This window comes from Mycobacterium sp. IDUB_17, from assembly GCF_055419465.1.
This window is the reverse complement of sequence record NZ_JBVAXS010000005.1, coordinates 263372-288077: the sequence shown is the minus strand read 5'-3', so window position 1 is coordinate 288077 and position 24706 is coordinate 263372. Positions and strand designations below refer to the sequence as shown.

Annotated in this window: 18 protein-coding genes; 5 read left to right on the top strand and 13 right to left on the bottom strand. The window is 65.4% G+C overall.

Annotated features, from left to right (window positions below; translation table 11 throughout):
- Positions 1–6 precede the first annotated feature (6 nt).
- The 5 genes from ACZYZ7_RS22260 to prpD all read right to left on the bottom strand — a co-directional run bounded on the left by ACZYZ7_RS22260 (position 7) and on the right by prpD (position 7931).
- Positions 7–897: a mycobacterial-type methylenetetrahydrofolate reductase gene (locus ACZYZ7_RS22260; RefSeq protein WP_463741943.1), complete on the bottom strand. Its 891-nt coding sequence runs from the start codon at positions 895–897 to the stop codon at positions 7–9.
- A 66-nt stretch (positions 898–963) separates the two neighbouring features.
- Positions 964–4356: a pyruvate carboxylase gene (locus ACZYZ7_RS22255; protein ID WP_463741828.1), complete on the bottom strand. Its 3393-nt coding sequence runs from the start codon at positions 4354–4356 to the stop codon at positions 964–966.
- Between the two features lie 25 nt (positions 4357–4381).
- A complete protein-coding gene (locus tag ACZYZ7_RS22250; RefSeq protein WP_463741827.1) occupies positions 4382–5515 on the bottom strand; it encodes a bifunctional 2-methylcitrate synthase/citrate synthase in 1134 nt (377 codons plus the stop codon).
- Positions 5512–6429, bottom strand: coding sequence for a methylisocitrate lyase (gene prpB, locus ACZYZ7_RS22245; protein ID WP_463741826.1), 918 nt, complete (start codon positions 6427–6429; stop codon positions 5512–5514). Before prpB ends, ACZYZ7_RS22250 begins: the two co-directional genes overlap by 4 nt.
- Entirely contained in the window at positions 6426–7931 is a 1506-nt protein-coding gene (prpD, locus tag ACZYZ7_RS22240) for a 2-methylcitrate dehydratase PrpD (RefSeq protein ID WP_463741825.1), read from the bottom strand. Before prpD ends, prpB begins: the two co-directional genes overlap by 4 nt.
- Before the next feature lie 84 nt (positions 7932–8015).
- Here prpD and ACZYZ7_RS22235 point away from each other — a divergent pair, with 84 nt between their 5' ends.
- Both ACZYZ7_RS22235 and ACZYZ7_RS22230 read left to right on the top strand, forming a co-directional pair.
- Positions 8016–9458: a short-chain fatty acyl-CoA regulator family protein gene (locus tag ACZYZ7_RS22235; protein WP_463741824.1), complete on the top strand. Its 1443-nt coding sequence runs from the start codon at positions 8016–8018 to the stop codon at positions 9456–9458.
- Between the two features lie 76 nt (positions 9459–9534).
- Positions 9535–10242 carry a zf-HC2 domain-containing protein gene (locus ACZYZ7_RS22230; RefSeq protein WP_463741823.1) on the top strand — a complete coding sequence of 236 codons (708 nt, stop codon included), beginning with the start codon at positions 9535–9537 and terminating at the stop codon, positions 10240–10242.
- A 4-nt stretch (positions 10243–10246) separates the two neighbouring features.
- On the opposite strand, the gene ACZYZ7_RS22225 is transcribed toward ACZYZ7_RS22230, so the two are convergent.
- Positions 10247–10885, bottom strand: a complete 639-nt coding sequence (locus tag ACZYZ7_RS22225) for a DUF5134 domain-containing protein (protein ID WP_450072805.1) — start codon at positions 10883–10885, stop codon at positions 10247–10249.
- Positions 10886–11035: 150 nt separating this feature from the next.
- On the opposite strand from ACZYZ7_RS22225, the gene ACZYZ7_RS22220 reads away from it, so the two are divergent.
- The gene (locus tag ACZYZ7_RS22220; protein WP_450072761.1) at positions 11036–12991 is read left to right on the top strand and encodes a cytochrome c oxidase assembly protein; all 1956 of its coding nucleotides are present in this window, start codon (positions 11036–11038) and stop codon (positions 12989–12991) included.
- 326 nt (positions 12992–13317) lie between these two features.
- Positions 13318–13821 carry a hypothetical protein gene (locus ACZYZ7_RS22215; protein ID WP_135456515.1) on the top strand — a complete coding sequence of 168 codons (504 nt, stop codon included), beginning with the start codon at positions 13318–13320 and terminating at the stop codon, positions 13819–13821.
- Here ACZYZ7_RS22215 and ACZYZ7_RS22210 read toward each other — a convergent pair.
- A complete protein-coding gene (locus ACZYZ7_RS22210) occupies positions 13788–16079 on the bottom strand; it encodes a heavy metal translocating P-type ATPase (RefSeq protein ID WP_463741822.1) in 2292 nt (763 codons plus the stop codon). The genes ACZYZ7_RS22215 and ACZYZ7_RS22210 overlap by 34 nt on opposite strands.
- Before the next feature lie 97 nt (positions 16080–16176).
- Between ACZYZ7_RS22210 and sigC the strand changes: the two genes are divergently transcribed.
- Positions 16177–16743 (top strand): RNA polymerase sigma factor SigC, encoded by a 567-nt coding sequence (gene sigC, locus ACZYZ7_RS22205; RefSeq protein ID WP_450072763.1) that lies wholly within the window; start codon positions 16177–16179, stop codon positions 16741–16743.
- 66 nt (positions 16744–16809) lie between these two features.
- Here the strand turns inward: sigC and ACZYZ7_RS22200 are convergent, their stop codons facing one another.
- From ACZYZ7_RS22200 to scoE, 6 genes are read right to left on the bottom strand one after another with little or no spacing between them, the layout of a single operon-like run.
- On the bottom strand, positions 16810–17166 hold the full coding sequence (locus ACZYZ7_RS22200) for a cation transporter (protein WP_463741821.1): 357 nt from the start codon (positions 17164–17166) through the stop codon (positions 16810–16812).
- Positions 17167–17175: 9 nt separating this feature from the next.
- Positions 17176–21420, bottom strand: coding sequence for an AMP-binding protein (locus tag ACZYZ7_RS22195; RefSeq protein ID WP_463741820.1), 4245 nt, complete (start codon positions 21418–21420; stop codon positions 17176–17178).
- Positions 21407–21640 carry an acyl carrier protein gene (locus ACZYZ7_RS22190; protein ID WP_135460166.1) on the bottom strand — a complete coding sequence of 78 codons (234 nt, stop codon included), beginning with the start codon at positions 21638–21640 and terminating at the stop codon, positions 21407–21409. Before ACZYZ7_RS22190 ends, ACZYZ7_RS22195 begins: the two co-directional genes overlap by 14 nt.
- 4 nt (positions 21641–21644) lie before the next feature.
- A complete protein-coding gene (fadD10, locus tag ACZYZ7_RS22185; protein ID WP_450072766.1) occupies positions 21645–23204 on the bottom strand; it encodes a fatty acid--CoA ligase FadD10 in 1560 nt (519 codons plus the stop codon).
- Positions 23205–23233: 29 nt separating this feature from the next.
- Entirely contained in the window at positions 23234–23788 is a 555-nt protein-coding gene (locus ACZYZ7_RS22180) for an FcoT family thioesterase (protein WP_450072767.1), read from the bottom strand.
- A gap of 2 nt (positions 23789–23790) precedes the next feature.
- Positions 23791–24660: a (3R)-3-[(carboxymethyl)amino]fatty acid oxygenase/decarboxylase gene (gene scoE, locus ACZYZ7_RS22175; protein WP_450072768.1), complete on the bottom strand. Its 870-nt coding sequence runs from the start codon at positions 24658–24660 to the stop codon at positions 23791–23793.
- Positions 24661–24706 lie beyond the last annotated feature (46 nt).

The window sequence follows — 24706 nt, the reverse complement described above, 5'->3', positions numbered from 1 at the left end:
GTCCGATCAGGACGCCTGTTTCGGTGACCAGTACGCCAGCATCTCGACGAATGCCTCGAACGCCGGCCGGGAGGCGCCATAGGGCGCTTCGAAATGCAGGCTCAGCGGAAACCCCAGGTCGGCCACCCCGTCGATCACCCTCTTGTAGAGATCAACCAATTGCCGCCGTTTCACGGCGGGCTCACCAGCGGCCAGGGATCTGACGAATGCCTGCTCCTGTGCAACAACGTCATTGCCGGGGTCCTGGATCAGCCAATCGATGAGGCCGACCCTGTTCTCCATCTTCGGCACGAAACCGAACGACAGCAGAACCTCTGGCCTGTGGTCGCTCTCCAGGGCGAACTGCTGCAGAAACCCGACCACCGCATCCGAGTACAGCAGCTGCGTCATGGCGAACGTGGCGCCCTTGTCGCATTTGAAGGTGAAGCGACTCTGCTCGGCATCGCGGGTCGGGATCAGGATCACCCCGCGGTTCTCGACGAGACCGTCGAATTTGGACAACGCGTCAGCCGGTGCGACGCCGTCACCTTCGCCGTCGCTCATCGTGCGCGGTACACCGACGAAGATCACGCCGTCGAAACCCGCCGCGCTCAAATCGGTCAGCCGATCGCGCAGCACCGCTTCTTCGGAGAACGACGTGACCTGCGTGCACAGGCCACGCACGCCCGGAAGCTCGGTTCGGATGGCCCGCCAGTAGTCGAGGACGTCCATCTTGGGCTTCATCTCTATGGGGCGGTCACCATCCTCGGCGATCATCGCCGGGATCATGACGTGGCCGAGCCGTCCTGCTACACCGCATTCCGTGGCCAGCCGCGCCACCTTCTGCGCTTCCTCCACCGCGTAACCTGCTCCGCGATCGACATTGGGCGGCACCAACTCAAGCGCGACGGTGTTCAGGGACACGAATACCTCCAATTGCGGCTGCAGATTCTCTGGCCGCACAGGGCCGAATTGGTCAGCGCACTAACTGACGACGACGAGGAGGTCATTGCCCTCCACCTGAGCAGTCCGCGCGACCGCGATCCTGGTGACGGTTCCAGATGCGGGCGCGGTGATGGCCGCCTCCATCTTCATCGCCTCGATCGTCGCGATCGACTGGCCGGCTTCGACGACCTGGCCCTCAACAACGTTGACTGAAACCACACCAGCGAAGGGAGCACCGACATGGGCGACATTGGTCCGGTCGGCCTTCTCGGCAACCGGGACCTCGCCGGCGATGCTGCGGTCGCGCACCACGATCGGCCTCAGTTGCCCGTTGAGGATGCACATCACGGTGCGCATGCCGCGCTCGTCGGCTTCGGAGATCGCCTCGAGCCCGATCAACAATTCGACCCCGGGATCCAGTTTGACCCGGTGTTCTTCGCCGTGGCGCAGACCGTAGAAGAACTGATTGGCGCTCAATCGTGAGGTGTCACCGTACTCGTCGCGATGAGCTTCGAACTCCGCGGTGGGCCCGGGGAACAACAACCGGTTGAGCGCCGCCTGCCGCTTGGGCCCCGGTGCGGCCAACAAGGTTTCATCCTCAGCGGACAAATCTGGTACAGGTTTGGCCGGGCCCCGACCATCGAGCGCCTTGGTGCGCAGAGGCTCCGGCCACCCGCCCGGAGGGTCTCCGAGTTCACCACGCAGAAAGCCGATCGCGCTGTCCGGAATGTCGTAGCGAGCCGGGTCCGCGGCGAATTCCTCGGCACCCACACCCGCTCCGACGAAGGCCAGTGCGAGGTCGCCCACCACTTTGCTCGACGGCGTGACCTTCACCAACCGACCCAACATCCGGTCAGCGGCAGCGTAATTCGCCTCAATGTCTTCGAACCGGTCACCCAGTCCCAATGCGATGGCCTGCTGGCGCAGATTGCTCAGCTGGCCGCCGGGGATCTGATGGGTGTAGACGCGCCCCGTCGGGAACGAAGGACCCGACGCCGCAACATCAAAGGGCGCGTAGACGCGGCGCAATGCCTCCCAGTACGGCTCAAGGTCGCAGACCGCATCCAGCGACACACCGGTGTCGAATCGGCTGTGTGCGGCAGCGGCCACGATTGATGACAGCGAAGGCTGACTTGTGGTGCCGGCCAACGGCGCTGCGGCACCGTCGACGGCATCGGCTCCGGCATTCCACGCCGCGACATAGGTGGCCAGTTGGCCGCCGGGAGTGTCGTGGGTATGCACGTGGACTGGAAGGTCGAACCGTGACTTCAGGGCAGACACCAACGTCGCGGCGGCCGGCGCCCGCAGCAGCCCGGCCATGTCCTTGATCGCCAGCACGTGGGCTCCGGCGTCGACGATCTGCTCGGCCAAGCGCAGGTAATAGTCCAGGGTGTAAAGGTTCTCGCCCGGGTCGGAGAGGTCACCGGTGTACGACATCGCGACTTCAGCGACAGTCGTGCCGGTACGCCGGACCGCGTCGATGGCCGGACGCATCGAATCCACATTGTTGAGCGCGTCGAAGATCCGGAAGATATCAACACCAGTCGCCGTGGCTTCCTCCACGAACGCACGCGTCACCGTCTCCGGATAGGGCGTGTAGCCCACCGTGTTCCGGCCCCGCAACAACATCTGCAGACAGATGTTGGGCAACGCTTCGCGCAACGCCGCCAACCGCTCCCACGGATCCTGCTTGAGGAATCGTAGTGAGACGTCGTAGGTCGCGCCGCCCCAGCATTCGACGGACAGCAACTGCGGCATCATCCGCGCGATGTAGGGGGCGACACGTAGCAGTCCGCTCGTGCGCACCCGGGTAGCCAACAGCGATTGATGTGCATCGCGAAAGGTGGTGTCGGTGACGCCGACAGCGTCGGTGTCGTGTAGCCAGGCGGCGAAGCCTTCCGGCCCCAACTCCGTCAGGCGCTGCTTGGACCCAGGGGGTGCAGGCACGCTCAGATCACAGGCGGGCAGCTTGTCGCGTGGATAGACCGCAGACGGCCGCGGGCCGTGCGGCTGATTGACCGTCACATCGGCCAGGTAGTTCAGGATGCGGGTGCCACGATCGGCACTACCGCGCGCGGTGAGCAGCTGCGGTCGTTGTTCGATGTACGACGTCGTCACCCGGCCGGCGACGAAGTCGGGATCGTCCAGAACCGCTGCCAGGAAAGGAATGTTGGTGGCCACTCCGCGAATCCGGAACTCCGCCACGGCGCGTCGCGCCCGGGCCACAGCCGTCGGGAAATCGCGGCCGCGGCAGGTCAGCTTCACCAGCATCGAATCGAAATATGCGCCCACCTCGGCGCCGAGATTGGTGCCGCCATCGAGGCGGACGCCGGCACCACCCGGTGACCGATACCCGGTGATGCGACCGGTGTCGGGGCGAAACCCGTTGGCCGGGTCCTCGGTCGTGATCCTGCACTGCAGGGCAGCACCCCGGATACGTAGGGCGTCCTGGGCGAGTCCGAGATCGGACAGGGATTCCCCGGCGGCGATCCGCAACTGGCTCGATACCAGGTCGACATCGGTGACCTCTTCGGTCACCGTGTGCTCCACCTGGATCCTGGGGTTCATTTCGATGAACACGTGATCGCCGCGTTCGTCGAGCAGGAACTCCACCGTGCCCGCGCAGGTGTAGCCGATCTGGCGGGCAAAGGCCACCGCATCCGCGCAAATACGTTCCCGCAGAATCGGATCGAGATTCGGTGCCGGCGCCAGCTCGATCACCTTCTGATGGCGCCGCTGCAAGCTGCAGTCGCGTTCGAAAAGATGAATGACGTTGCCCTGGGTGTCCGCCAGAATCTGCACCTCGATGTGGCGCGGGTTGATCACCGCCTGCTCAAGGAACACCGTGGGATCGCCGAACGCGGACTGTGCTTCTCGACTGGCGGCCTCGATCGCTTCCCGCAGGTCGGCCGAGTCTTTGACGCGACGCATCCCGCGGCCTCCGCCGCCGGCAACAGCTTTCACGAACACCGGGAAGCTCATCGATTCCGCTGCGGCCAGCAGTTCTGCGACCGAACTCGACGGAGCCGACGATGCCAGCACAGGCAGGCCCGCCTTGCGCGCCTCGGCAATGGCTCTGGCCTTGTTCCCGGTCAGCTCCAGCACATCAGCCGACGGCCCCACAAAGGTGATCCCCGCCTGCGCGCATGCCCTGGCCAGTTCCGGATTCTCCGAAAGGAACCCGTAGCCCGGATAGACCGCATCGGCGCCTGCGTGCCGGGCCACCCGGATGATCTCGTCCACCGACAGATAGGCACGGACCGGATGGCCCTTGGCACCTATCTGATACGACTCATCGGCCTTCAGCCGATGCTGAGAGTTACGGTCCTCGTGCGGATAGACGGCAACCGTCGAGAGCCCGAGTTCATACGCCGCGCGGAATGCACGGATGGCGATCTCTCCCCGGTTGGCGACCAGAACCTTGTCGACCACTGTTTCCTTTCAACGCTTCCGCGTGCTACGCCAAGGCCCGTTGCGGATGCCCGCTGTAATCACTGAGCGGCCGGATCAGAGAGTTCGACGCGGCCTGCTCCATGATGTGTGCGGTCCAGCCGGTGATCCGGCTCATCACGAAGATCGGTGTGAAGCAAGGGATGTCGAATCCCATCAGGTAATAGGCGGGGCCGGTCGGAAAGTCCAGGTTCGGCTTGATCTTTGTAGCCGCGAACATCGCGCTCTCCAGCACGTTGTAGATGTCCAGCCAGCGCTGTCCGTCACGAACCTCGGACACACTGGCCAGCGCGGCCTTCATGGTGGGCACGCGGGAGTCACCGTTTTTGTAGACCCGGTGACCGAAGCCCATCACCTTGTCCTTGCGCGACAGCTTGCCGTGCAACCATTCCGGGGCGCGGCCGGCCGACCCGATCTCGAGCATGTCGTGCATGACGACTTCGTTGGCGCCGCCGTGCAAGGAGCCCTTCAGGGCCCCGATGGCGGCGGTGACGGCGCTGTAGATATCGGACTGGGTCGAGGTGACAACCCGCGCCGCGAACGTCGACGCGTTGAAGCTGTGCTCGGCGTAGAGCACCATCGACTGCTCGAAAGCTTTGACGATCACCGGGTCCGGTACTTCGCCGAAGCACATGTTGAGGAAGTTCTCCGAATAGCCCATGTGGCTGTGGGGCGCGATCGGTTCCAGCCCGCGCCGCCGACGCATATCGGCAGCGACGATGGTCGGCAGCACCGCGAACATCCGCAGCGACTTGGCGAAGTTGGCTGAGGGGCTGCTGTCGTCTTCCTCAGGGTCCTCGGCGCCCAGGTAGCTGATCGCGGTACGCACCACATCCATCGGATGGCAGTTGTCCGGCAGCTTGGCCAGCAGCGACTGCATCGACCGGTCGATCCGACGCGAGGCCCGCTCGCGCTGGGTGAACAGGGCCAGCTCCTGATCAGTCGGCAGCTCACCGTGCCACAGGAGGCAGGCGACCTGCTCGAAGCTGCAGTGTGCGGCCAGGTCCTGCACGGGGTAACCGCGATAGGTCAGCGTGTTGGTCTCGGGCACCACCTTGGAGATGGCGGTGGTGTCGACCACCACCCCGGCCAGGCCTTTGTGGATACTCGGTTTGGCTGTGTCGTTCTCGGTAACGGTCATGGCGTCGCCCCTTGCAGCGAGAAATTGAAGATGTCCGAGTCGAACTGGTTGTAGTCGTTGTAACGCAGGAGTTCGTAGAGCCGGCTTCGGTGTTGCATCTGATCGAGAAGGCCGGATTGCGTACCTGCCGAGGACATTTCGTGCAGACCGACCTCAACGGCATGCATGGCCAGGCGCAGGGTGGTGACCGGGTAGATCACCACGTTGTAGCCGATCTCAGACAACTGTCGGGTCGTCAGCAGTTCGGACTTTCCGAATTCGGTCATGTTGGCCAGCAATGGGACGTCCACCGCCTCCCGGAACTGTTCGAAATCCGCAGGGGTGTGTAGTGCCTCGGTGAAGATGAGATCCGCGCCGGCGTCGGCGTAGGCCTTGGCCCGGTCGATGGCCGCGGAGATCCCCTCGATCCCCGCGGCATCGGTACGGGCACAGATGACGAATTCGGGATCCCGGCGCGCCGAGACGGCGGCCCGCAGCCGCTTGACCATCTCGGCCGTCTCGACCACCGCCTTGCCGTCGAGATGTCCGCACCGCTTGGGATTCACCTGGTCCTCCAGGTGAAGTCCGGCCAGGCCGGCATCTTCGAGCACCGTCACAGTACGGGCTGCGCTCATCGGTTCACCGAACCCGGTATCGGCATCAATGAACGTCGGAAGATCTGTGGCCGAGGCGATCTGGGCACCGCGCCCCGCGACCTCGGTCAACGTGGTCAACCCGATGTCCGGCAGACCCAGGTCCGCGGACAGGACCGCGCCTGAGACGTAGACGCCGTCGAAGCCGATCTCGGCAACGAGCTTGGCCACGAGCGGGGAGAACGCGCCCGGGAAGCGCAGGAGCCGGCCGGACTCCAACCCGCGGCGGAACTTTCGCCGCTTCTCTGATGCCGGGATCTCGGAGCCGAGTAACCCGCTCACTTGAAGATCCCCGAGGGGACCGTCGGCGCCTTGTCCAGCACCCGCGGATCGACCCGGACGTTGAGTGCCCCGAGCCCACCGGACTTGGTTGCCGAAACGTTCTCGACCGCACTCAGGAACCGTTGCTGCTCTTCGGCTTCGACGACACCGTCGGCCAGCTCGGCGAACTTGGCGACATACTGCTCACGCCCGAACGGGCGCGCCCCCAGCGGGTGAGCATCGGCCACCGCGAGTTCGTCGACGATCGTCTCACCGCTCTTGAGGGTGACGACGGCCTTGGCGCCGAACGCCTTCTCCGCCGGGTCGTTCGAGTGGTAGCGCCGGGTCCATTCCGGATCCTCGACTGTGGAGATCTTGCGCCACAACTCGATGGTGTCGGGCCGGTGTGCCCGCTCCGGCGCATAGGACCGCTCGTGGTGCCAGGTGCCGTCCTGCAACGCGACCGCGAAGATGTACATCACCGAGTGGTCCAGCGTTTCACGGGACGCATCGGGATCGAATTTCTGCGGATCGTTGGACCCGGTACCGATCACGACGTGGGTGTGGTTGCTGGTGTGCAGCACGATCGTGGCGATCTGGTCGAGGTCGCCGATGCGCTCGCGCATCCGCCGGGCCAGGTCGATCGGCGCCTGGCTCTGGTACTCCGCCGAGTGTTCCTTGGTGTAGGTGTCCAGGATGGCGCGTTTGGGTTCGCCCGGTCCGGGCAGCGGCACCTGGTAGGTGTGCTCGGGGCCGGCGAGCAGCCAGGCAATCACACCGTCCTCGCCCTCCCAGATCGGGGCGGGAGAGCCCTCGCCGCGCATCGCCCGGTCGACGGCCTCGATGGCCACCTTTCCCGCCCACGCCGGCGCGTAGGCCTTCCAGCTGGAGATCAGCCCCTTGCGCGACTGGCGGGTGGCGGTGGTCAGGTGCAACGCCTGACCGATTGCGGCATAGATGGTTTCGGGATCCAGGCGCAGCATGGTGCCCAGACCGGCGGCGACCGACGGCCCGAGGTGGGCGACATGATCGATCTTGTGTCGGTGCAGGCAGATTCCCTTGACCAGGTCGACCTGCACCTCGTAGGCGGTGGCGATGCCGCGGATGAGGTCAGCGCCGTTCACGCCGAGCTGCTGGGCCACAGCGACGAGCGCGGGGATGTTGTCACCCGGGTGGGAGTATTCGGCGGCCAGGAACGTGTCGTGGAAGTCCAGTTCGCGGACTGCGACGCCGTTGGCCCAGGCTGCCCATTCGGGCGAAACCGTGCCGTCGACGCCGAACACGGTGGCACCCCGCGGTGTCTTGTGCGCGAGCGCCTGGGCACGGGCCACCGTCACCGGCCGGCGGATCACCGACGCTGCCGACACCGCGGCGTTGTCGATAATCCGGTTGATCACCATCGCCTCGGTCTCGGGCGGTACGGCTACCGGGTCGGCGGCGATCGTGGCGATCTTCCAGGCCAAGTGTTCGCTGCGCGGGAAGTCCTCGGCGCTGCGCCGGGTTCTGACGTCATGTTCAAGCATGTTCCGCACGGTACGCAGCGGCGATCACCAGGGAAACCACCTGTAAATGCGTATTTTTGTGTCCTTTGGTAAGCAAATTTGCGAATGTTGCGAACGCGGATGGGCGTAACCTCGGCAGCGGTGGCGAGAACATTCGCGGGTGCCCGCCTGAGGCGGCTACGAGATGAGAGAGGCCTCACGCAGGTCGCGCTGGCGCGTGCGCTGGGACTGTCGACGAGCTACGTCAACCAACTCGAGAACGACCAGCGGCCGATCACCGTCCCGGTGTTGTTGGCACTGTCCGATCGCTTCGACCTGCCGACCCAGTACTTCGCCCCCGATGCCGACGCGCGACTGGTGTCGGATCTCCGCGAAGTCCTGGCCGACGGTGCCACCACCGCTCAGATCGAAGAGCTTGTCGCCCGCATGCCGGAGGTCGGCCAGACCCTCGTGAGCATGCATCGCCGTCTGCACGATGCCACCGCGGAGCTTGAGGCCGTGCACGGTCGGGCCAACCTGGATGCGCAGGCCGGCGCGCAACAACCCATGCCGTTCGAAGAGGTCCGCGACTTCTTCTACGACCGCCGCAATTACGTCGACGCGCTCGACCGCGCCGCCGAGGACCTCTTCGCCCGCCACCGTCTACAGATCGGCGGGCTCGACCGGCAACTGGCCGAGCTGCTGTCCTCGGAGTACGGCATCTCGGTGATCGTGGACGACGGAGATGTGCTGGGCCCCAGCATGAAACGCCGGTACCTGCCCGAGGCCGGCACGCTGTACGTCGCGCGGTGGTTGTTACCCGGCCAGCGCGCATTTCAGCTCGCCACCCAGATCGCCTTGCTGATGCACTCCGAACTGATCAGCACCATCGTCACCACCGACGACCAATTGAGCTCAGAGGCAAGGGATGTGGCGCGCATCGGGCTCGCGAACTACTTCGCCGGCGCCCTCCTGCTCCCCTACCGGATGTTCCTGTCCGCCGCCGAGAACCTGCGGTACGACATCGATCAGCTGGCCCGTCGCTTCGAGGTCGGATTCGAGACCATCTGTCATCGACTGTCTACCCTGCAGCGCCCGGATGCGCGCGGAGTACCGTTCATCTTCGTCCGCACCGACAGTGCGGGGAACATCTCGAAACGTCAGTCCGCCACGGCGTTTCACTTCTCCCGGGTAGGCGGGAACTGCCCGCTGTGGGTGGTGCACCATGCGTTCTCCCGCCCTGGCGAGTTCCTCACCCAGGTGGCGCAGATGCCCGACGGCCGCAGCTACTTCTGGATCGCGAAGACATCCACCTCGACCCCCAGCCGGTACCTGGGGACGCCCAAGAGTTTCGCCATCGGGCTCGGCTGCGATGTCGGCCACGCCGACAAGCTGGTTTATTCGGTCGGCATCGATCTGGGCGATCCCGAAGCCACGGTGCCCATCGGCGCGGGTTGCCGGATCTGCGACCGGCCGACCTGCCCGCAACGCGCTTTCCCGTATGTCGGCAGGCCGGTCCACGTCGACCCGGAGACCAGCAGCAACCTGCCCTACTCACCGACAGTTTGAGCGGCATTTCCGAAGGTTGCGGCCGCAGAGCCGAGCAGGTGTGCAATCGCCGAGGTCAATGCGGGACAATGGCCCGGTGGACTGCGTGGTAGCACGAGAGGCGCTTTCGGCGCGCCTCGACGGGGAGCGTGAGCCGGTCCCCTCTGCGCGCGTCGACGAACATCTGCGCGATTGCCGTGACTGCGCCGCCTGGTACGACAAGGCGGGAACCCTGGCCCTGCAGCTGCGCGATCTGGCCAACGCCGGGTTGATGGGCGCGGTGAACGGACGCCCCGACCGCAGGAAAGGCACGCTGGGTGGCTTCGGGCACTGGCTGAACCGGCAGCTGCTGACCGTCGCAATCGTCGTCATCGGGGTTGCCCAGGTGGTTTTGGCGGTCGCCCAGGCCGTCGGAATGAATTTCGGAATGGTTGCCGCACATCACGGATCGGCCAGCGGAGCTCATCTGCTGAACGAGTCCACTGCGTGGTCGGCGGCGCTCGGAATCGCGACCGTGGCAATGGCTTTCCGCCATCGCATCGCCCCGGGTCTGGCCTGCGTGCTGGTGATCTACTGCGGATTCCTCGCCTATTACGTGGTGTCGGATGCGATTGCCGGCCAGGTGACACCGGTCCGGATCCTGAGCCATCTGCCGGTGGCTGTGGCTGCGGTCCTTTCTGTCTTGGCGTCGCGCGCAACTCGCCCGCAGGACCCGTCTCCCCGGGCACACGGCGAGGATGACGAATCGGGCCCGGCCACGCCCACCCGTCGTCATCTCCGCGCAGCCGACGACCCCGCCGCCTGAACTGCTACAACATGACGCCGAACATGATCGCCATGCCGGCAGCCATCATCGCCCGGCACAACGTGCCGAAATGCGAGAACGGCGACGTTTCGGACTGCTGACGCGCCGCAAAGTAGCGGTACAGCCAGACAGCGGCGGCGATCACGAAACCGATCGTCAACAGCCAGTTGATCGCCGGGATCCAGAGCGGCTGCACCGACATGGGTTCCATGGCCATCGCCGTGCCGCCGGCATGGTGTCCCGTCGTGTGCATCGCATGCATGTCGTGGCCACCCTCGGCCATCGTTTCGGTAGGGCGCGCAAGCACATTGCCGTTCATGGCGGCATACATCCAGGCCATCGCCAGCATCATCGCGGCGTGATAGCCGTCGTCCAGGCGGCTTTGGGTCGTGCCGGCGCGCAGGATGCCTGCCACGAACCAGACGGCGGCGGCCAAGAAGAAGAACATAGGGGCCACTGTCGGCAGCTCCGCACCGCGCGGCCAGGCCATCACCAACATCGCGACGGCCATTGTCAGGTGGAACACCTGGCTCACCGCATCGGTCAGACGGCCACGAGAGCGCACCAAGGCGTAGGTGCACTCGGCAGCACTCAGGGCAAACAACATCGTCACAACCCACCGGAGCGCAAGATCGGCGATCATTCCAAGTCCTGTCTTCGAGCGTCGGCCATCCTCCGTTGGTCGCAGGCGGCGGCACCAAAGTTCCCACACCATCAGTACTACGACACGTTGTCGTAGACTCACATGGCCGCGACGTTTCGTTGGTTTCCGCGGCGGAAGGCCGGTTCGACTATGTCGCGTGTGCAGATGCCCGGTGGGGCCAGCGTGCGGTGGGGACGCTCGACGCTGTTCGGCACCGTCGTGGGTTGCGCCGTGGTGCTGGTCATGTGTTCGTTGCAGCTGGGCGCACAACGGCTGGCTGCCGCGGGGATCGCTGACCCGGGAACGTTCACCAGCGCCGCCCGACTGCTCGGACACTGGGCCGCCACCTTGGCCGGTGCCGTCTGCGCCGGAGCGCTTGTCTGGATTGTGACGACCGCAACACCGCGTGACGACGGGCGAATCGACGCGGGATCCTTTCCAGCGCATCTGCTGGTCGAACGCGCCGCGATCGTCTGGGCCGGCTGCGCCACCGCGATGGTGGTCGTCTCTGCGTCCGCTGACGCGGGATTCCCCGTCGACCGGCTCGTCGCCGGTCCCGGCCTGGGTAGCGCCATCGCGGCGTCAGAGGTCGCGCGGGGGTGGTGCGCGGCGGCGATCTGCGCGCTGGTGTTGGCCGTCGGCATACGATTCACCCTCCGCTGGATCGGACACTGCGTGGCGCTGCTGCCTGCCCTGATCGGGGTGATCGCAGTACCTGTCACCGGCAACGCCGGGCAGGGTCCGGACCATGACATCGCCACGAGCGCGGTGATCGTCTTCGCCGTGGCGATCGCGGTGTGGGCCGGAACCAAGATCGCCGCCGCCGGATTACGCGACGTCGTGGTTCGACGCCGGGTCCAGGTGCTGCAGCTGGCGTGCGGGGCGGTCACCATCGTCTACGGCGCCCTCCTGGCCACACTGATGTTGGGCGGGTTGCCGATCCTGGGGTCGACCTACGGGCTGGCCGTGCTCGTCGCCGGGGTGCTGCTGATGCTGGTGTGGGTGGGCGACGGCGCACTTCTGCTGACGCGCCGCACCCCGTCGCGACTGGCGAACACCGTGTCCGCGGCCGCGATGATCGTCGTCACCGCCGCGGTGGCGCTCGCCGCGAACAGTGTGCCGCCCCGGTTCACGGTGCACGAGTTCTCAACGTGGGACGTCTTTTTGGGCTACCAACTCGATGCACCCCCGAGTCCGGTCAGCTTGATCACCGTATGGCGGTTCGATCCGCTGATCGGTACGGCAGCCATCGTGCTCGCACTGGGCTATCTCGTCGCCGCGGCGCGTCTGCGGCGACGCGGTGACCACTGGCCGGTCGGACGCACCATCGCCTGGACCCTGGGTTGCGCGGCCTTGCTGATCACCACGAGTTCCGGCGTACGTGCCTACGGATCGGCGATGTTCAGCGTGCACATGGGTGAACACATGGCGCTGAACATGTTCGTCCCGGTGCTTCTGGTCCTCGGTGCACCCGTCACGCTCGCCCTACGTGTGCTGCCCAGCGCGTCGAAAGGTGCGGCACCTGGGCCTCGCGAGTGGCTGGTGTGGTTCGTGCATGCACCTGTGACGCGATTCCTGTCGCACCCGGTGACGGCGTTCGTCTTGTTCGTCGGGTCGCTCTACCTCGTCTACTTCACGCCCCTGTTCGACACCTTGATCCGGTATCACTGGGGCCACGAGTTCATGACGGTGCACTTCCTGCTGACCGGCTACCTGTATTACTGGGGAATCATCGGCATCGACCCCGGGCCGCGGCGACTCCCCTTCCTGGGGCGGCTCGGGCTGCTGTTCGCCGTGATGCCGTTCCATGCCTTCTTCGGCATCGCCACGATGACGATGACCTCATCCCTCGGGGAGAGTTTCTACCGATCCGTCAATCTGCCCTGGCTGCAGAGCATCTCGGATGACCAACACCTGGGCGGCGCCATCGCGTGGGGATCGAGCGAGGTACCCGTGATCATCGTGGTGGTCGCCCTGGTCGCCCAGTGGGCACGCCAGGACCGCCGAGCCGGAGCCCGCGAGGACCGCCACAGCGACCGCGGGTACGACGACGAACTCGACGCCTACAACGCGATGCTTCACGAGCTTTCTCGCACCCGGCGCTGAGTTGCACCCGGTCGTACCGATCCGGCCCGGACAGCAGCCGGTTCCTAAGTCATTCGGCGGTGTCGGAACCGCAGGTGCAGTTGCTCCCGCAGGTGCAGTTTTCGCACGTACAGTTCGGGTTGTCGCACTTCGTCGATCCGGCTGTTTCATTGCTGGTCATGCATGTGAGATTACGCCCAGTGCCTGCTGATCAGGCCGCAACGGAACTAATCTCGTCGTGCCACCGACCAATGGGTAGGGCCATCGAGATACACATTGGCTGACCGTCCCTGGATCCCAGATGTCACCGATCGGCAGAACTACGAGATGTAGAGGATGTGTCGCGCATGCATGAGTCACAACACGTGCCCGTGCCCGGAGACATGGCTGCGGCGGTCGAGACCGAATTGAGGGCGATCGAACGGCGGGTGTTCGAGGATGTGTGGATCAGCCCGGCGCGCGCCCGTGTCCTGGCGGCCACGGCAACGACGCTGGCGGCGATGGCCGTGGCATTGCGAGCGAGCGGCGAAGCTGCTTCTGCGGGTACTCGTGGTGGGCAGTGGATATCACTGGTGGCACTGGCCCTGTTCGCCCTGGCGGCATCGATGTCGGCATTCGCGTTGGCGCGTCGTCGATTTCGATGGTGCTGCATGGCGACCTGCGTGTCAGCGCTGGCCACCGTTGACGGCGCCGGGGCGTTCTGGTGGCATCACACCGCACACACCGCCTCCTGGCTTCCGGCGGCACTCGGCACCGTGACCGCCGCAGCGCTGACCGCAACATGGCTGGGCGTCTGCTTGGCCCCGCTGAATTCGTCTCAGCCGGATATGCGCGCCGGCGCCGGCGATTGAGAATCGCTGAAGGTATTCGGTTGGACCGTGCCGTAGTTGCGCAACCGCAGGCTGTTCGACACGACCAGGAATGACGACACCGCCATCGCCCCACCTGCGATCAACGGGTTGAGCAGGCCTGCCGCGGCGATCGGAATCGCCGCGACGTTATAGCCGAAGGCCCAGATCATGTTGACCCGGATGGTCCGCATGGTCGCGCGGGCCAGGCCCAGGGCCTGCGGGACCGAATCGAGGTTGTCACGGACCAGGATGATGTCGGCCGCGCCGATGGCGACGTCGGTCCCCCGGCCGATGGCAAGGCCCAGGTCGGCACAGGCCAAAGCGGGACCATCGTTGATCCCGTCGCCGACCATGGCCACCACCCGGCCCTGATCTCGCAGTTTCTCGATCGCGCCGACCTTGTCCTCGGGCAGTACCTCGGCGACCACATCATCGATGCCCACGGCCGCCCCGATCGCGGCGGCCGTCGCGGCATTGTCACCGGTCAAGAGCATGGTTTTCATGCCCTCCGCGTGGAGGCGTGCGATGGCACCGGCCGCCGACTCCTTGACGGCGTCGGCGATGCAGATGGCGCCGCAGACGGTATCGCCGTGCGCGACGAATACGACTGTCTGGCCCTGCGACTCGCCCGTCTTGCGCGCAGCCGCAAGGTTGGCAGGTACCACCCGATCGCGGGTTACCCAGGCGGGACGTCCGACGACCACGGCCATGCCGTCCACCGAGCCGGCCACACCGTGGCCCGCGAACGACTGGAAGTCCTCGACCGGGGCGACGTCGCGACCCGCGCGGGCAGTGACGATCGCGTGTGCCATGGGATGTTCGGATGCCGACTCGACTGCTGCCGCATGTCCGAGGACCTCGTCCTCGGTCCACCCCTCGGCCACCGCGACGGTGATGACCTGAGGTTGTCCGGTGGTCAGGGTGCCGGTTTTGTCGAACACGACGGTGTCGACCGCGCGGATCGCTTCCAGGGCGCGATGGCCTTTGAGGAAGATGCCCAGCTGGGCGCCGCGCCCCGAGGCCACCATCATCGCGGTCGGGGTCGCCAGTCCCAGCGCGCACGGGCAGGCGATCACCAGGACCGCCAGGGCAGCTGATACCGCTCGGTTGACATCGCCGTCGACCAACAGCCAACCGATGGCGGTGGCCGCGGCGATCACGAGCACACACGGCACGAACACCGCGGCGATGCGGTCGGCCAACCTCTGCGCGTCGGCCTTCTGGGCCTGTGCCTGCTCGACCAGGCGGACCATCCCGGCGAACCGGGTGTCCGGTCCCACCGCGGCGGCCTCGACGATCAAGCGGCCGTCGAGGACGACGGTGCCGCCCACGACACTCGAACCTTCTTGTGTCTGTACCGGTTTCGACTCTCCGGTCATCGCGCTGACGTCCACTGCGGCCGCCCCGCTCACCACAAGACCATCGGCCGCGATGGCCTCACCGGGACGAACGACGAAACGCTGGCCTTCCTTGAGCTCGTCCGCGGGCAGCACGAGCTCGCTGCCGTCGGCGAGCAGCACCGTCACCGACTTGGCACCGAGCGCGGCAAGTGCCCGCAGGGCTCCTCCGGCGCGCGAGCGGGCCCGCGCCTCGAAGTAACGGCCCGCGAGCACGAAAACCGTTACGCCCGCGGCAACCTCGAGGTAAATGGCATCGCTTCCCAGCAGCGCCTGCCAGACGCCCGCAGCATGGTAGGTCTGGTGGTCGAAGAAGATCGTGTACATGGACCACACGGTGGCGGCGGTGACGCCGATGGAGATCAAGGTCTCCATGGTTGAGGTTCCGTGCCGGGCATTGCGAAGCGCACTGCGATGGAACGGCCATGCGGCCCACGTGACGATCGGTGCCGCCAACGCGGTGAGCACCCACTGCCACCCGGCGAACCGGGTGTCGGGCACCACGGCAAACATCACCGACAGATCGGCGAGCGGGATGAACAAAACGGCAGCGATCGCCAGGCGCCGGAGCAGGCTGCGGGCATGGTCGGCATCGGGGTCGACGTCGGTCGTGGAGCGTTCGGTGCGGGGGGCGGCCTGGTATCCGGCCCGCTCGATCACCGCGCACAACTGCTCGACGCCGACGTCCGGGGTGGCTTCCACGGTGGCGACGCGTGTGGCGAAGTTCACTGACGCGCGTACCCCGTCGACCTTGTTGAGTTTGTTCTCCACGCGGGCAGCGCAGGCCCCACACGACATTCCTGTGACGTCGAGCGCAATGCGCTGGGTCGCCTCACTGTCGGGGACGGTTGCTGTTGTCACCACTACTCCCAATTGCTCACTCACCACCTCGGTGGCATACGTCACCGAATATGTAGTCGCTCCGGCCCGATGCGGAGTTCCCGGGCGACATCGAATAATGTCGAGGGCTGTGACTACCGAACGCGGCGAGGACCACGTTACGCGGCTGGCCTTCGCCGCCGGCCGCGGTGATTCCGCGGCGCTCGAGCAATTCATCAGGGCCACCCAGACCGACGTCTGGCGAACCGTCGCCTACCTCGGCGATGCCGGATCGGCCGACGACCTGACGCAAGAGACCTTCATCCGCGCCATCACCGCGCTCCCCCGATTCAGCGGCCGGTCGTCTGCCCGTACCTGGCTGCTGTCGATCGCTCGGCGCGTGGTGGTCGACCAGATTCGGCACAAGCAAAGCCGGCCACGCACCCAGCACGGAGTGGACGTCGAGCAGGTCCTCGACAGCTACCGCCCGGTCGGTGGGTTCGAGAAGATGGTGGAGATCCGCCTCTTGCTGGACGGCCTGGACCCCGACCGGCGGCACGCTCTGCTGCTGACCCAGGTCCTCGGCTTGTCCTATGCGGAAGCCGCCGAGGTGTGCGGTTGCCCGGTCGGCACCATCCGTTCACGGGTGGCACGCGCACGCGAAGATCTCATTGCAGCGGCCGAACGGGACGATCTGACCGGCTAGGGCAGGCGACACCGGCGACGGTGTTCTCGCCATCGCACCGCCACGTCGGCAGCTCCCGGCAGATATTCAGCCGCCCATGTGCCCGACGGTCACCCAGCGGATGGCCCTGGCCACCACCGAGGAGCGTTTCTCCGGCGGCCCGTCAGGCGCGGACACCGCGTCGCCGTCGGCGCCGGCGGTGCGCTCTTCGGCGTGGTAACCGGCCTGCTCAACGGCGTCACAGAGGTCGGCGACACTGATGTCACGCCGGGCGTCGATCGTCGCGATCTTTGTGGAGATGGCGACCGAGGCCTGCACTCCGTCGATCTTGTTCAGCTTGTTCTCGACCCGGCGCGAGCACGCTCCGCAGGACATTCCGGTCACGTCGAGTCGGATCCGTCTGGTATCTGATGTCTCGGTATGTTGTGCGGCTACGTCAGTCACTGCCATTCCTCACTGTCTCGTGGCGTCTGGTTGATTGGTCGTCGGACCACCGCGTTGAGTTCCCGAACATCCCTGGGCGAGCAGTGCCTGTAACGACGGCGGTGTCGCCACGAGCTCACCGACGGTGCGGGTTCTCAGCGGGAGAGCCGGGTACTCGGCCAGGTACTCCGCATAGGAACGTCCAGCGAGCCTCAATCCCAGGCTGATCCATGCGTCGATCACCGACCAACGCCGTGGATTGGCCTTCGCCCAAGCACTTTCATCGAGCCGGCGCTTCCATTCATGAACGTCGACCTCTTCGGCGGCCACAGCACCGAGCACCTCCCGGTACGCCATTGCCTGCCCGCGCATCACGTCGACCCCGCAGCCCAGCTCGTCGGATGCGCCGAACCCCGGCAACCTGCGCAGAATGGCCCTCGCCGCTGCGTGTCCGGTCGTCACTTCCTCGGTCAATTCCACTGCAGGACAGGCCTGTAGCGCGTGACAGGCATCGACGATCGAAACCAGGATGTCGGCGGACCCCCGTACCTGTTCGGGTGTGCCGAGGACCCGGGGCAGGCGCACGATCGTGAAGTCGAGCTCCCCGCCGGCCCCCGCCACTGACAATTCCGCGAGCGCCTTGGCTGCGGCATACGGGTACGGAGCCTGACGCGGGTCGACAACTTGTGGCGCCGTGACAGCCGAATTGACGACATACGTCGACAGGTGCACAAATCTGGCGCCGGTAGCCGTGCACGCCTCGGTCATGTTCGCCACCGATTCCACGTTGGCCGAACGGAGTTCGCGGTACGGAACCACCACGTTCGTGTTGCCGATGCAGTTGACCAGGGTTCGCGTTCCGGTCTCGCGGATCAGCGTCTCCAGCTCCGCCGAACCGGAGCCGGGACTGAGGTGTTCGATGCGTACGCCCGGCGCGCTGCGAAGCTCTGCCCAGATCCCGTGGCCGGGTGGGACCGACCTCATGGCCAGAACCACATCAGGGCGGTGTTCGCCCGACCGCGCCAGGTCCACAATCGCCTCGGCGAATCCGGTCCCCAGAATTCCTGACGCGCCCACCACCAGGATCGGCTCGGTGCCGTGGTGGGGTGATGATCGCCGTGGGTTGGACACCCCGCGGGGGTGGCGCGTCGCCAGGGCGGCGAAGTCACGTTCGATCTCGGCAGCGGTGTCGCCGTCCATCCAGCTGTCGCTCGTCGACACGTCGTCGACCAGGTTCGCCGCGGTATCGGCACCGATCAGATCAAGAATCGAAACCTGCCTGCCGAGATACCTGCGCGTATCGGGCAGGATTCGGACGAGATCCAACGACCCGATGCCCTCACTCAGCAGCGACGTGTCGGGGGTGATCAACCTGTCGAGGTGTGCGCTCCACATTCCGGCGAGTCCGGCCGCCCGGTCAGCGGAGTCCGTGTCGGCTTGCCGGCGTTGTCCGGCAGCGACTGAAGTGTGCAGCCTTGCGGTGTCGGTCTTCCCGTTGGGTTTTCGGGGAATGCGCGCGACGCCCGAAACGACGAACGAAGACACCCGCGAATCCACGAGGACGCTCCTGATCCGCGCGGCCGCAGCAGGGTCCTCGCCGCCGTGGCGGGTCCGCCGGGTCTCGAACCACACCGAAAGACCGCCGTTGCGAAGTTCCACGGCGACATCGACGACCGCCGGGTCCGCCGCGACGCGCCTGGTGATCCCGGCGGTGTCGACCCGCTTGCCCGAGATCTTGACGACCGCGTCTTTGCGCCCCGCGAACATCGGGAAGCCGGCGCCATCGACAGTTACCCGGTCGCCAGTCGCATAGGCGCGTCGCCGTGCGCCGCAGGTGGTGGCCACCGACCCGAAATCGGCACTGTCCAAACCCAGATAGCCATCGGTCACCATCTCCCCCACCACCACGACTTCGCCGAATGCGACCACTACCGAGTTCGCGACGACAGGTGGCCCCAGTCGCGAACGCGCACCGTGCTCGACCACTCGGCCGCCGTCAACGATCGGCAGGTAGGTCACCACAACCGTGGTCTCTGTCGGGCCATAACTCGACACCAGCGAGATGTTCTCGGCGCCGGCGGTATTGATCCACTTGTCGACAGCGCCCGGCAGGATGGGCTCACCGCCGATGACGACCTGCCGCAGATGAGAACGGCCGATGCCGGAGATCGTGTCGACGTCCTCACACCACAGATGCCACAGGGCGGTGGGCAGATCCACGATTGTCGCCCCGCATGCCAGCAGGTCTCTGGTGAGCGCCTGCAGATCACCGGCTTTCATCGCGGCCGAACGGATGAGTGCCGCCCCGCTCAACGCGGCACCGAAGACCTCTTCAACGCTGATATCGGATGTCAGCGGTGCACATTGGAGGATGGTGTCGTCCGGTCCCCAACCGTAGGCCCGTGTCACCCCGGCGCAGAACGTCGCGAGCGAACCATGGCTGACATGCACGAGTTTGGGCTCACCGGTCGATCCGGAGGTGGGCATGACATAGGCGGTCCTGGTGGCGAGCCGCGGGTCGTTCACTATCTGTTCGACGCGAGCGTCTACCAGGCGACGACGCTCGTCACCGCGGAATCGGGAGACATTCACCGACTCGACGTCGACGGCATGCACGGAGATGCCGTTGCCGTGTTCGCTGATGGCTTCGGCCCGCGGTACCACCTCATCGCTGCTCTCGCACACGCTGTAACCGCAGCCGGCCAGGTGACATGCGATCATGAGGTCGATCACCGTGTCGGTATCGTCGTCGGTGAAAACCATCACATCGCCTGGCCCGGCACCGATCTGGAGCAGCCAGGCGATCCACGGATCGACATGGTCGCGCTGTCGCCGACATTCACCGACCGATTCGCGGCGAGCGAGGAACCACGCGGGGATCGCCGGCTCCTCAGGTTCATGCTCGTGCGAACCCGAACGCAGCCGCCCGTCGCCGTCGACCCCGCGCCACTCACCGACGGCGGCCGCGATGGGGAGATCCCACATCGTTGTCATGGATTTCAGTGCGGACGCCACCCGGGCTGCCACGTCACCGGCCTTCTGCCGCGGCAGATCAGCTCTGTTCCAGACGTTGACGGTGAGCCTGCGTCGTTGCTCGTCGAGCACGCCCGCCACAGTGATGCCCTCGATCGGGCCGATGTCCGACGTCTCCGGTGCGTCGGCCAGGAACGGCGCCAGCGCGGGCGCACAGGGCTCCCGCAGAAAATTGAGCGTCAGCGCCTCCACGGAGGTTGTCCGATTGATCGCCAGATACATTCGGCGGTAGTGCTCTTCACGCAACCAGCGGTGCCGGCCAGCCTTGACATAGCCCCGATCCACGGTGCGCACTACGTCTGCCACCGATGCATGGGGCGGGAACCGAACCGGCTGCGCGATCGAGTTGACCAGGCACGTCGCGACACCGAGATCAGGATCACCGAAGCGGTTGTCCACCGCGTGTACCAGAAGGCCATCGGTGGCTTGACGAACACTCGCGTCCACGGTCGTCGCCGCCGCCGCGACAAGCACGTTGAGCGGGACATTCTCGCGGTCGGCCAAGGCGAGGACTTCGTCGTAGTCCGCTCCCCCGATCACGACGGACTCCGTGAGAATTCCCTTGGCCGCGGATGCGGGAACATCGTCGGCGGTGTGCCCATACGCGCCCCGCCCGGCGGCCGCACTGAGCTCACGCTGCACGACAGTGGTGAGCCGCTGCAGCGATTCGTCGATACGGCTCGCCTCCCGGCCGTGTGCGGCAGCGACGTCGGCCAGACCGTCACGGACACAGGCGGTATGGGCCGTGCCACCGGTCGCGAGGGCATGTCCCAGGTCAGCCTCGATGATTCCGATCGCGCCGCCGTCGAGCAAGATGTGGTGCGCACGGGCAGCGAGGCCACGCACCAGGCCGTTGCCGTCGACGTACACGGTGTAGCGCGCCAATGGCTTTGCGAGAATGCCCGATCCCCACTCGTGTGCCAGTCCGTCCTCGCCGGTCACGGCCCCTTCGTCAGCGCTGCCGCACACGCGCACAACGTCATCGATGTCGAGTCGGGGCACGAGCTCCGGGTATCCGCCGGACTCGGACTGCGCCTCCAATACGCACAAATGAACGGGGTTGGCGAGAATCGTCCGCGCCAACGCGGCCAGGAATTCCGCCGACGGCATCGGCTGGAACCGGTAGCGCCTACCGATCAGATACAGATGGGGATCAGCGTCCTGCACCACTCCGTTGTAGATGTTCTGCTGTGAGCGGCTCAACGGAATACGTTGCGCATACGCGCTTTCAGACAGATTCACCCAGCTTCTCCAACTCCCGGACCCAGCCCGCGATCGACAGGTTATCCGCCAGTCGCCGCGGTACGTCTGATTCCCGATCGATGCCGAGGTGCTTCATCAACAGCACGAATCGAACCGAGTCCAGCCCGAGATCCCTCAGGTCTGTGGCATCACCGTCGACGAGATCTGTTTCGTCGACGTAGAGCACCTCCGAGAGCGCAGCGAGAATATCGCGTCGCAGCGTCTCAGCCACCGGCAACCACACCCAGTGCCGCACGCACGATCTTGCCGGACTGGGTTCGTGGAATCTCTTGCACGAACCTGATTGTCGACGGTCTGGCCATCGGCTCGGACTCCTTCCGGAAGCGCGCCGCAATGGCGTGTTTGAGCTTCCTGGCGCCTGATTCATCCAGATTTGCCGATGCGACCACCGCCAGACCCACCAGCGCACCGAACTCCTCGTCGGGGATTTCGTAACAGGCTGCCTGGCTGACGCCGGCAACACCTTCGGCGATGCGGTCCACCTCATCGGGCGCGATGTTGACGCCTCCGGAGATGATCATCTCCGATGACCTTCCCCTGATATAGAAGAAGCCGTCATCGTGCCGGTCCAGGACATCGCCGGTGTTCACCCACCCGTCGACCAGAGTTTCGGCGGTCCGCTCGGGATTTTCCCAGTACCCCAGCATGTTCGCCGGAGACTTGATCCACAGGGTGCCTGAGGCAGCAGAATCAGCACCCGAACGTGTGGGCGGTCCGCTGCCGTCGCCATCCAGGTGCACGTCCACGCCGGGATAGGGCCGGCCTACGGCACCGGCTTCGATTCTGGCGATCGACCCGTCATCGGTGGGAAGACACAGTGCGGTACAACCGGTTTCGCTGAGACCGTAGACCTGTGCGGTACGAACACCGGCCGCCTCCACAAAGCTGACGTCGGAAGCGATGGCGCGGGAACCGCCATATCCGACCATCCGTAGTGACGGCGGGACCGGTGCGCCGGTGGACCGCAGCTCGGACACCAGTCGGGTCAACAGGGTGGGAACCAGGCAGGTCGTCGCAACATCGTTCGTGGCGAGAAGCTCCCCGATGGACATCCCGTTCTCACCGCCGGTGATACACAGCCCGCCGTGCATCAGGCAGTTGAGGATCCACCACAGTCCGCCGATGTGCGTCGCGGGCAACGGTGAGTACGTGGTTTCGCCGACGATCCAGTCAACCCACGTCAATGCCTCCCGCTGCAGGATGTCGGCGACGGAATAGAAGGTTCGATTCGCCAGCAGTACGGCCTTCGGCGTGCCCGTCGTACCACTGGTGAAGATCATCGCCAGCGGATGGTCGGCTCCCCCGACGGGTGCCTCATCTGAACCCGGATCTCCGACGCACTCGGTTGCGCCGGCGGAGATGTCGACGGCGAAGGCAGGCACCGACCGGAGCGATCCGAGCTCGGCGGTCCGCAGCCGGCATCCCGGTGTGATGAGAACCGCACCGGGGGTGGCGATCTCGCCGAACCGGTCGATGGTCGCCGGGGGCAGGCCGCCGTCCACCATGACAGCGATCGCACCGACCTTCGCGCACGCCAATACCGACAGGTAAGTCTCGGGACCGTTGTCGGATACGACGAACACACGAGTGCCCCGCGAGACCGATCGAGACCCGAGATCGGTTGCAAGCCTGTCTACTTCGGCCATGAGGTCGCGGTAGCGCAACACGCTGGTTCCGTCGCAGCGACGTAACGCGATCGCCTCGGGCTGCTGTCGTGCCCTCTCGCCGATGCGTGCCAGAACCGTGGATGGTGGGTATGTCATAGCTGTGTCAAGCCGCTTTCGTACCGATGTCAGGGGATGTTGAGCGCCGCCAGCTCGACTTCGCCGGACGCGGACCCGCCGTCCTCATCCCAGAACTCGACCGTGCACGGAATCTTGAGATAACGAATCGTTCGATCGACGACCTCGAAGTCCTTGCACAGCAGGCGCGCCGAGAATTTGTGAGATTTGATCGGGCGCCTGAAACGTGACGCCGTGGTCTTGATCAGCATGCTGGGGAGCTGGTAGTTGAAGTAGTCCTCCATCGACCAGCCCCGGAATTCGGGTATCTGCTCGTTGAGGATGGCCGGGGCGAAGGCGCTGTAGGCGAGCTGGTTGAAGCACAGCACCCATTCCGCAGCGTTGAAGTGCCCGGTGTCGCGAATGTACGCGGGCTCTTTGATGCTGAAGTTCCCAACCGCGAGCACGGAGGTCTCGGTGGCTTCGTACTCCGCGTCGAGTAGATAGCGACACCCTTTGTAGGAATAGGGTTCCAGCACCTTGACCAGAAGATCTTCCGGGATCGGCGCCATGTCGGAGGTGTCGTACCCACCAGTCGTCATCGATAGTGTCTCGGCGGTGCTCATGCTCATACCCCATATCCCGGTGTCTTGAGGCCGTCCAACATGGTCAGCCGATGAGTCGTCAAAGTGCCTGGTGTGGTGCCGTGTTTCGCCCGGTGCATCAGAACCCGGTTGTCCCACAACACAACATCGCCGACCTCATAGTGTTGGGTGTGGATGAACGGCGATGTGAAATCCGCGTCGAGTTGCCCGGTGGCCGTCATGAGTTCCTGCAGAACGGCGGGCTCCAGGACGTGTCCGTGCTCATCCTCGATCTTCGTGGTGCCCGATGCGCAGATGTAGAGGATCTCCTGCCCGGTCTTCGGGTGCCTGATCACCGTCGGCCATTTGATCGGCGGCGTGGTCTTGGATATCTCGTCCCAGACTTCGCCGATCGGCTTGTAGACGTCATGCGGGCGAATCTTGATGTGGCGCCGGGGATCATGGGTCGCGAATGTTCCGCGAACCGGGTCCCGCACGGTGTCCGGCACGGATTCCCACACCTTGTTGAGATCGATGAAGTAGGTCCCCCGATCCTCACCGGGGACGGCCAGCGGAAGCACCATGGAGAATGCGAAGGGCTCGGGCATGAACATGTAGTCGATGTGCCAGAACGCACCGGTCCTGGGTACGCCGTGGCCCTGCTCGGTCGAGGAGACGAAGATCTCCGGGTGGTCCTTGTGGTGATAGATCGGCTCGTAGTACGTGACGATGTCGCCGACGATGCGCCCCAGTTCGAGGAACTCTTCAGGAGTCGGATGAAGGTCTTTCAGAATGACCAGCTTGTTCTGATAGACGATCTCACGGATCTCTTCCCTCGTGATGCCGTCGAGATTCTTGGGGTCGATTCCCGTGACTTGCGCCCCGAGCCCCGCCCCTTTCACGTTCAGCGTCAACTCTTCTCCTCGTTCAGCTCTGCGCTGCGCCGGTGGTGCGGCGCTA

Bases quoted from the DNA above. Each gene is read 5' to 3' on its own strand.
- ACZYZ7_RS22250 (WP_463741827.1), bottom strand. From the start codon at position 5,515: ATGACCGTTACCGAGAACGACACAGCCAAACCGAGTATCCACAAAGGC.
- sigC (WP_450072763.1), top strand. From the start codon at position 16,177: ATGTCGAGGGCTGTGACTACCGAACGCGGCGAGGACCACGTTACGCGG.
- fadD10 (WP_450072766.1), bottom strand. From the start codon at position 23,204: ATGACATACCCACCATCCACGGTTCTGGCACGCATCGGCGAGAGGGCA.
- ACZYZ7_RS22215 (WP_135456515.1), top strand. From the start codon at position 13,318: ATGCATGAGTCACAACACGTGCCCGTGCCCGGAGACATGGCTGCGGCG.
- ACZYZ7_RS22220 (WP_450072761.1), top strand. From the start codon at position 11,036: ATGTCGCGTGTGCAGATGCCCGGTGGGGCCAGCGTGCGGTGGGGACGC.
- ACZYZ7_RS22180 (WP_450072767.1), bottom strand. From the start codon at position 23,788: ATGAGCACCGCCGAGACACTATCGATGACGACTGGTGGGTACGACACC.
- ACZYZ7_RS22235 (WP_463741824.1), top strand. From the start codon at position 8,016: ATGTTGCGAACGCGGATGGGCGTAACCTCGGCAGCGGTGGCGAGAACA.
- ACZYZ7_RS22225 (WP_450072805.1), bottom strand. From the start codon at position 10,885: ATGATCGCCGATCTTGCGCTCCGGTGGGTTGTGACGATGTTGTTTGCC.
- prpD (WP_463741825.1), bottom strand. From the start codon at position 7,931: ATGCTTGAACATGACGTCAGAACCCGGCGCAGCGCCGAGGACTTCCCG.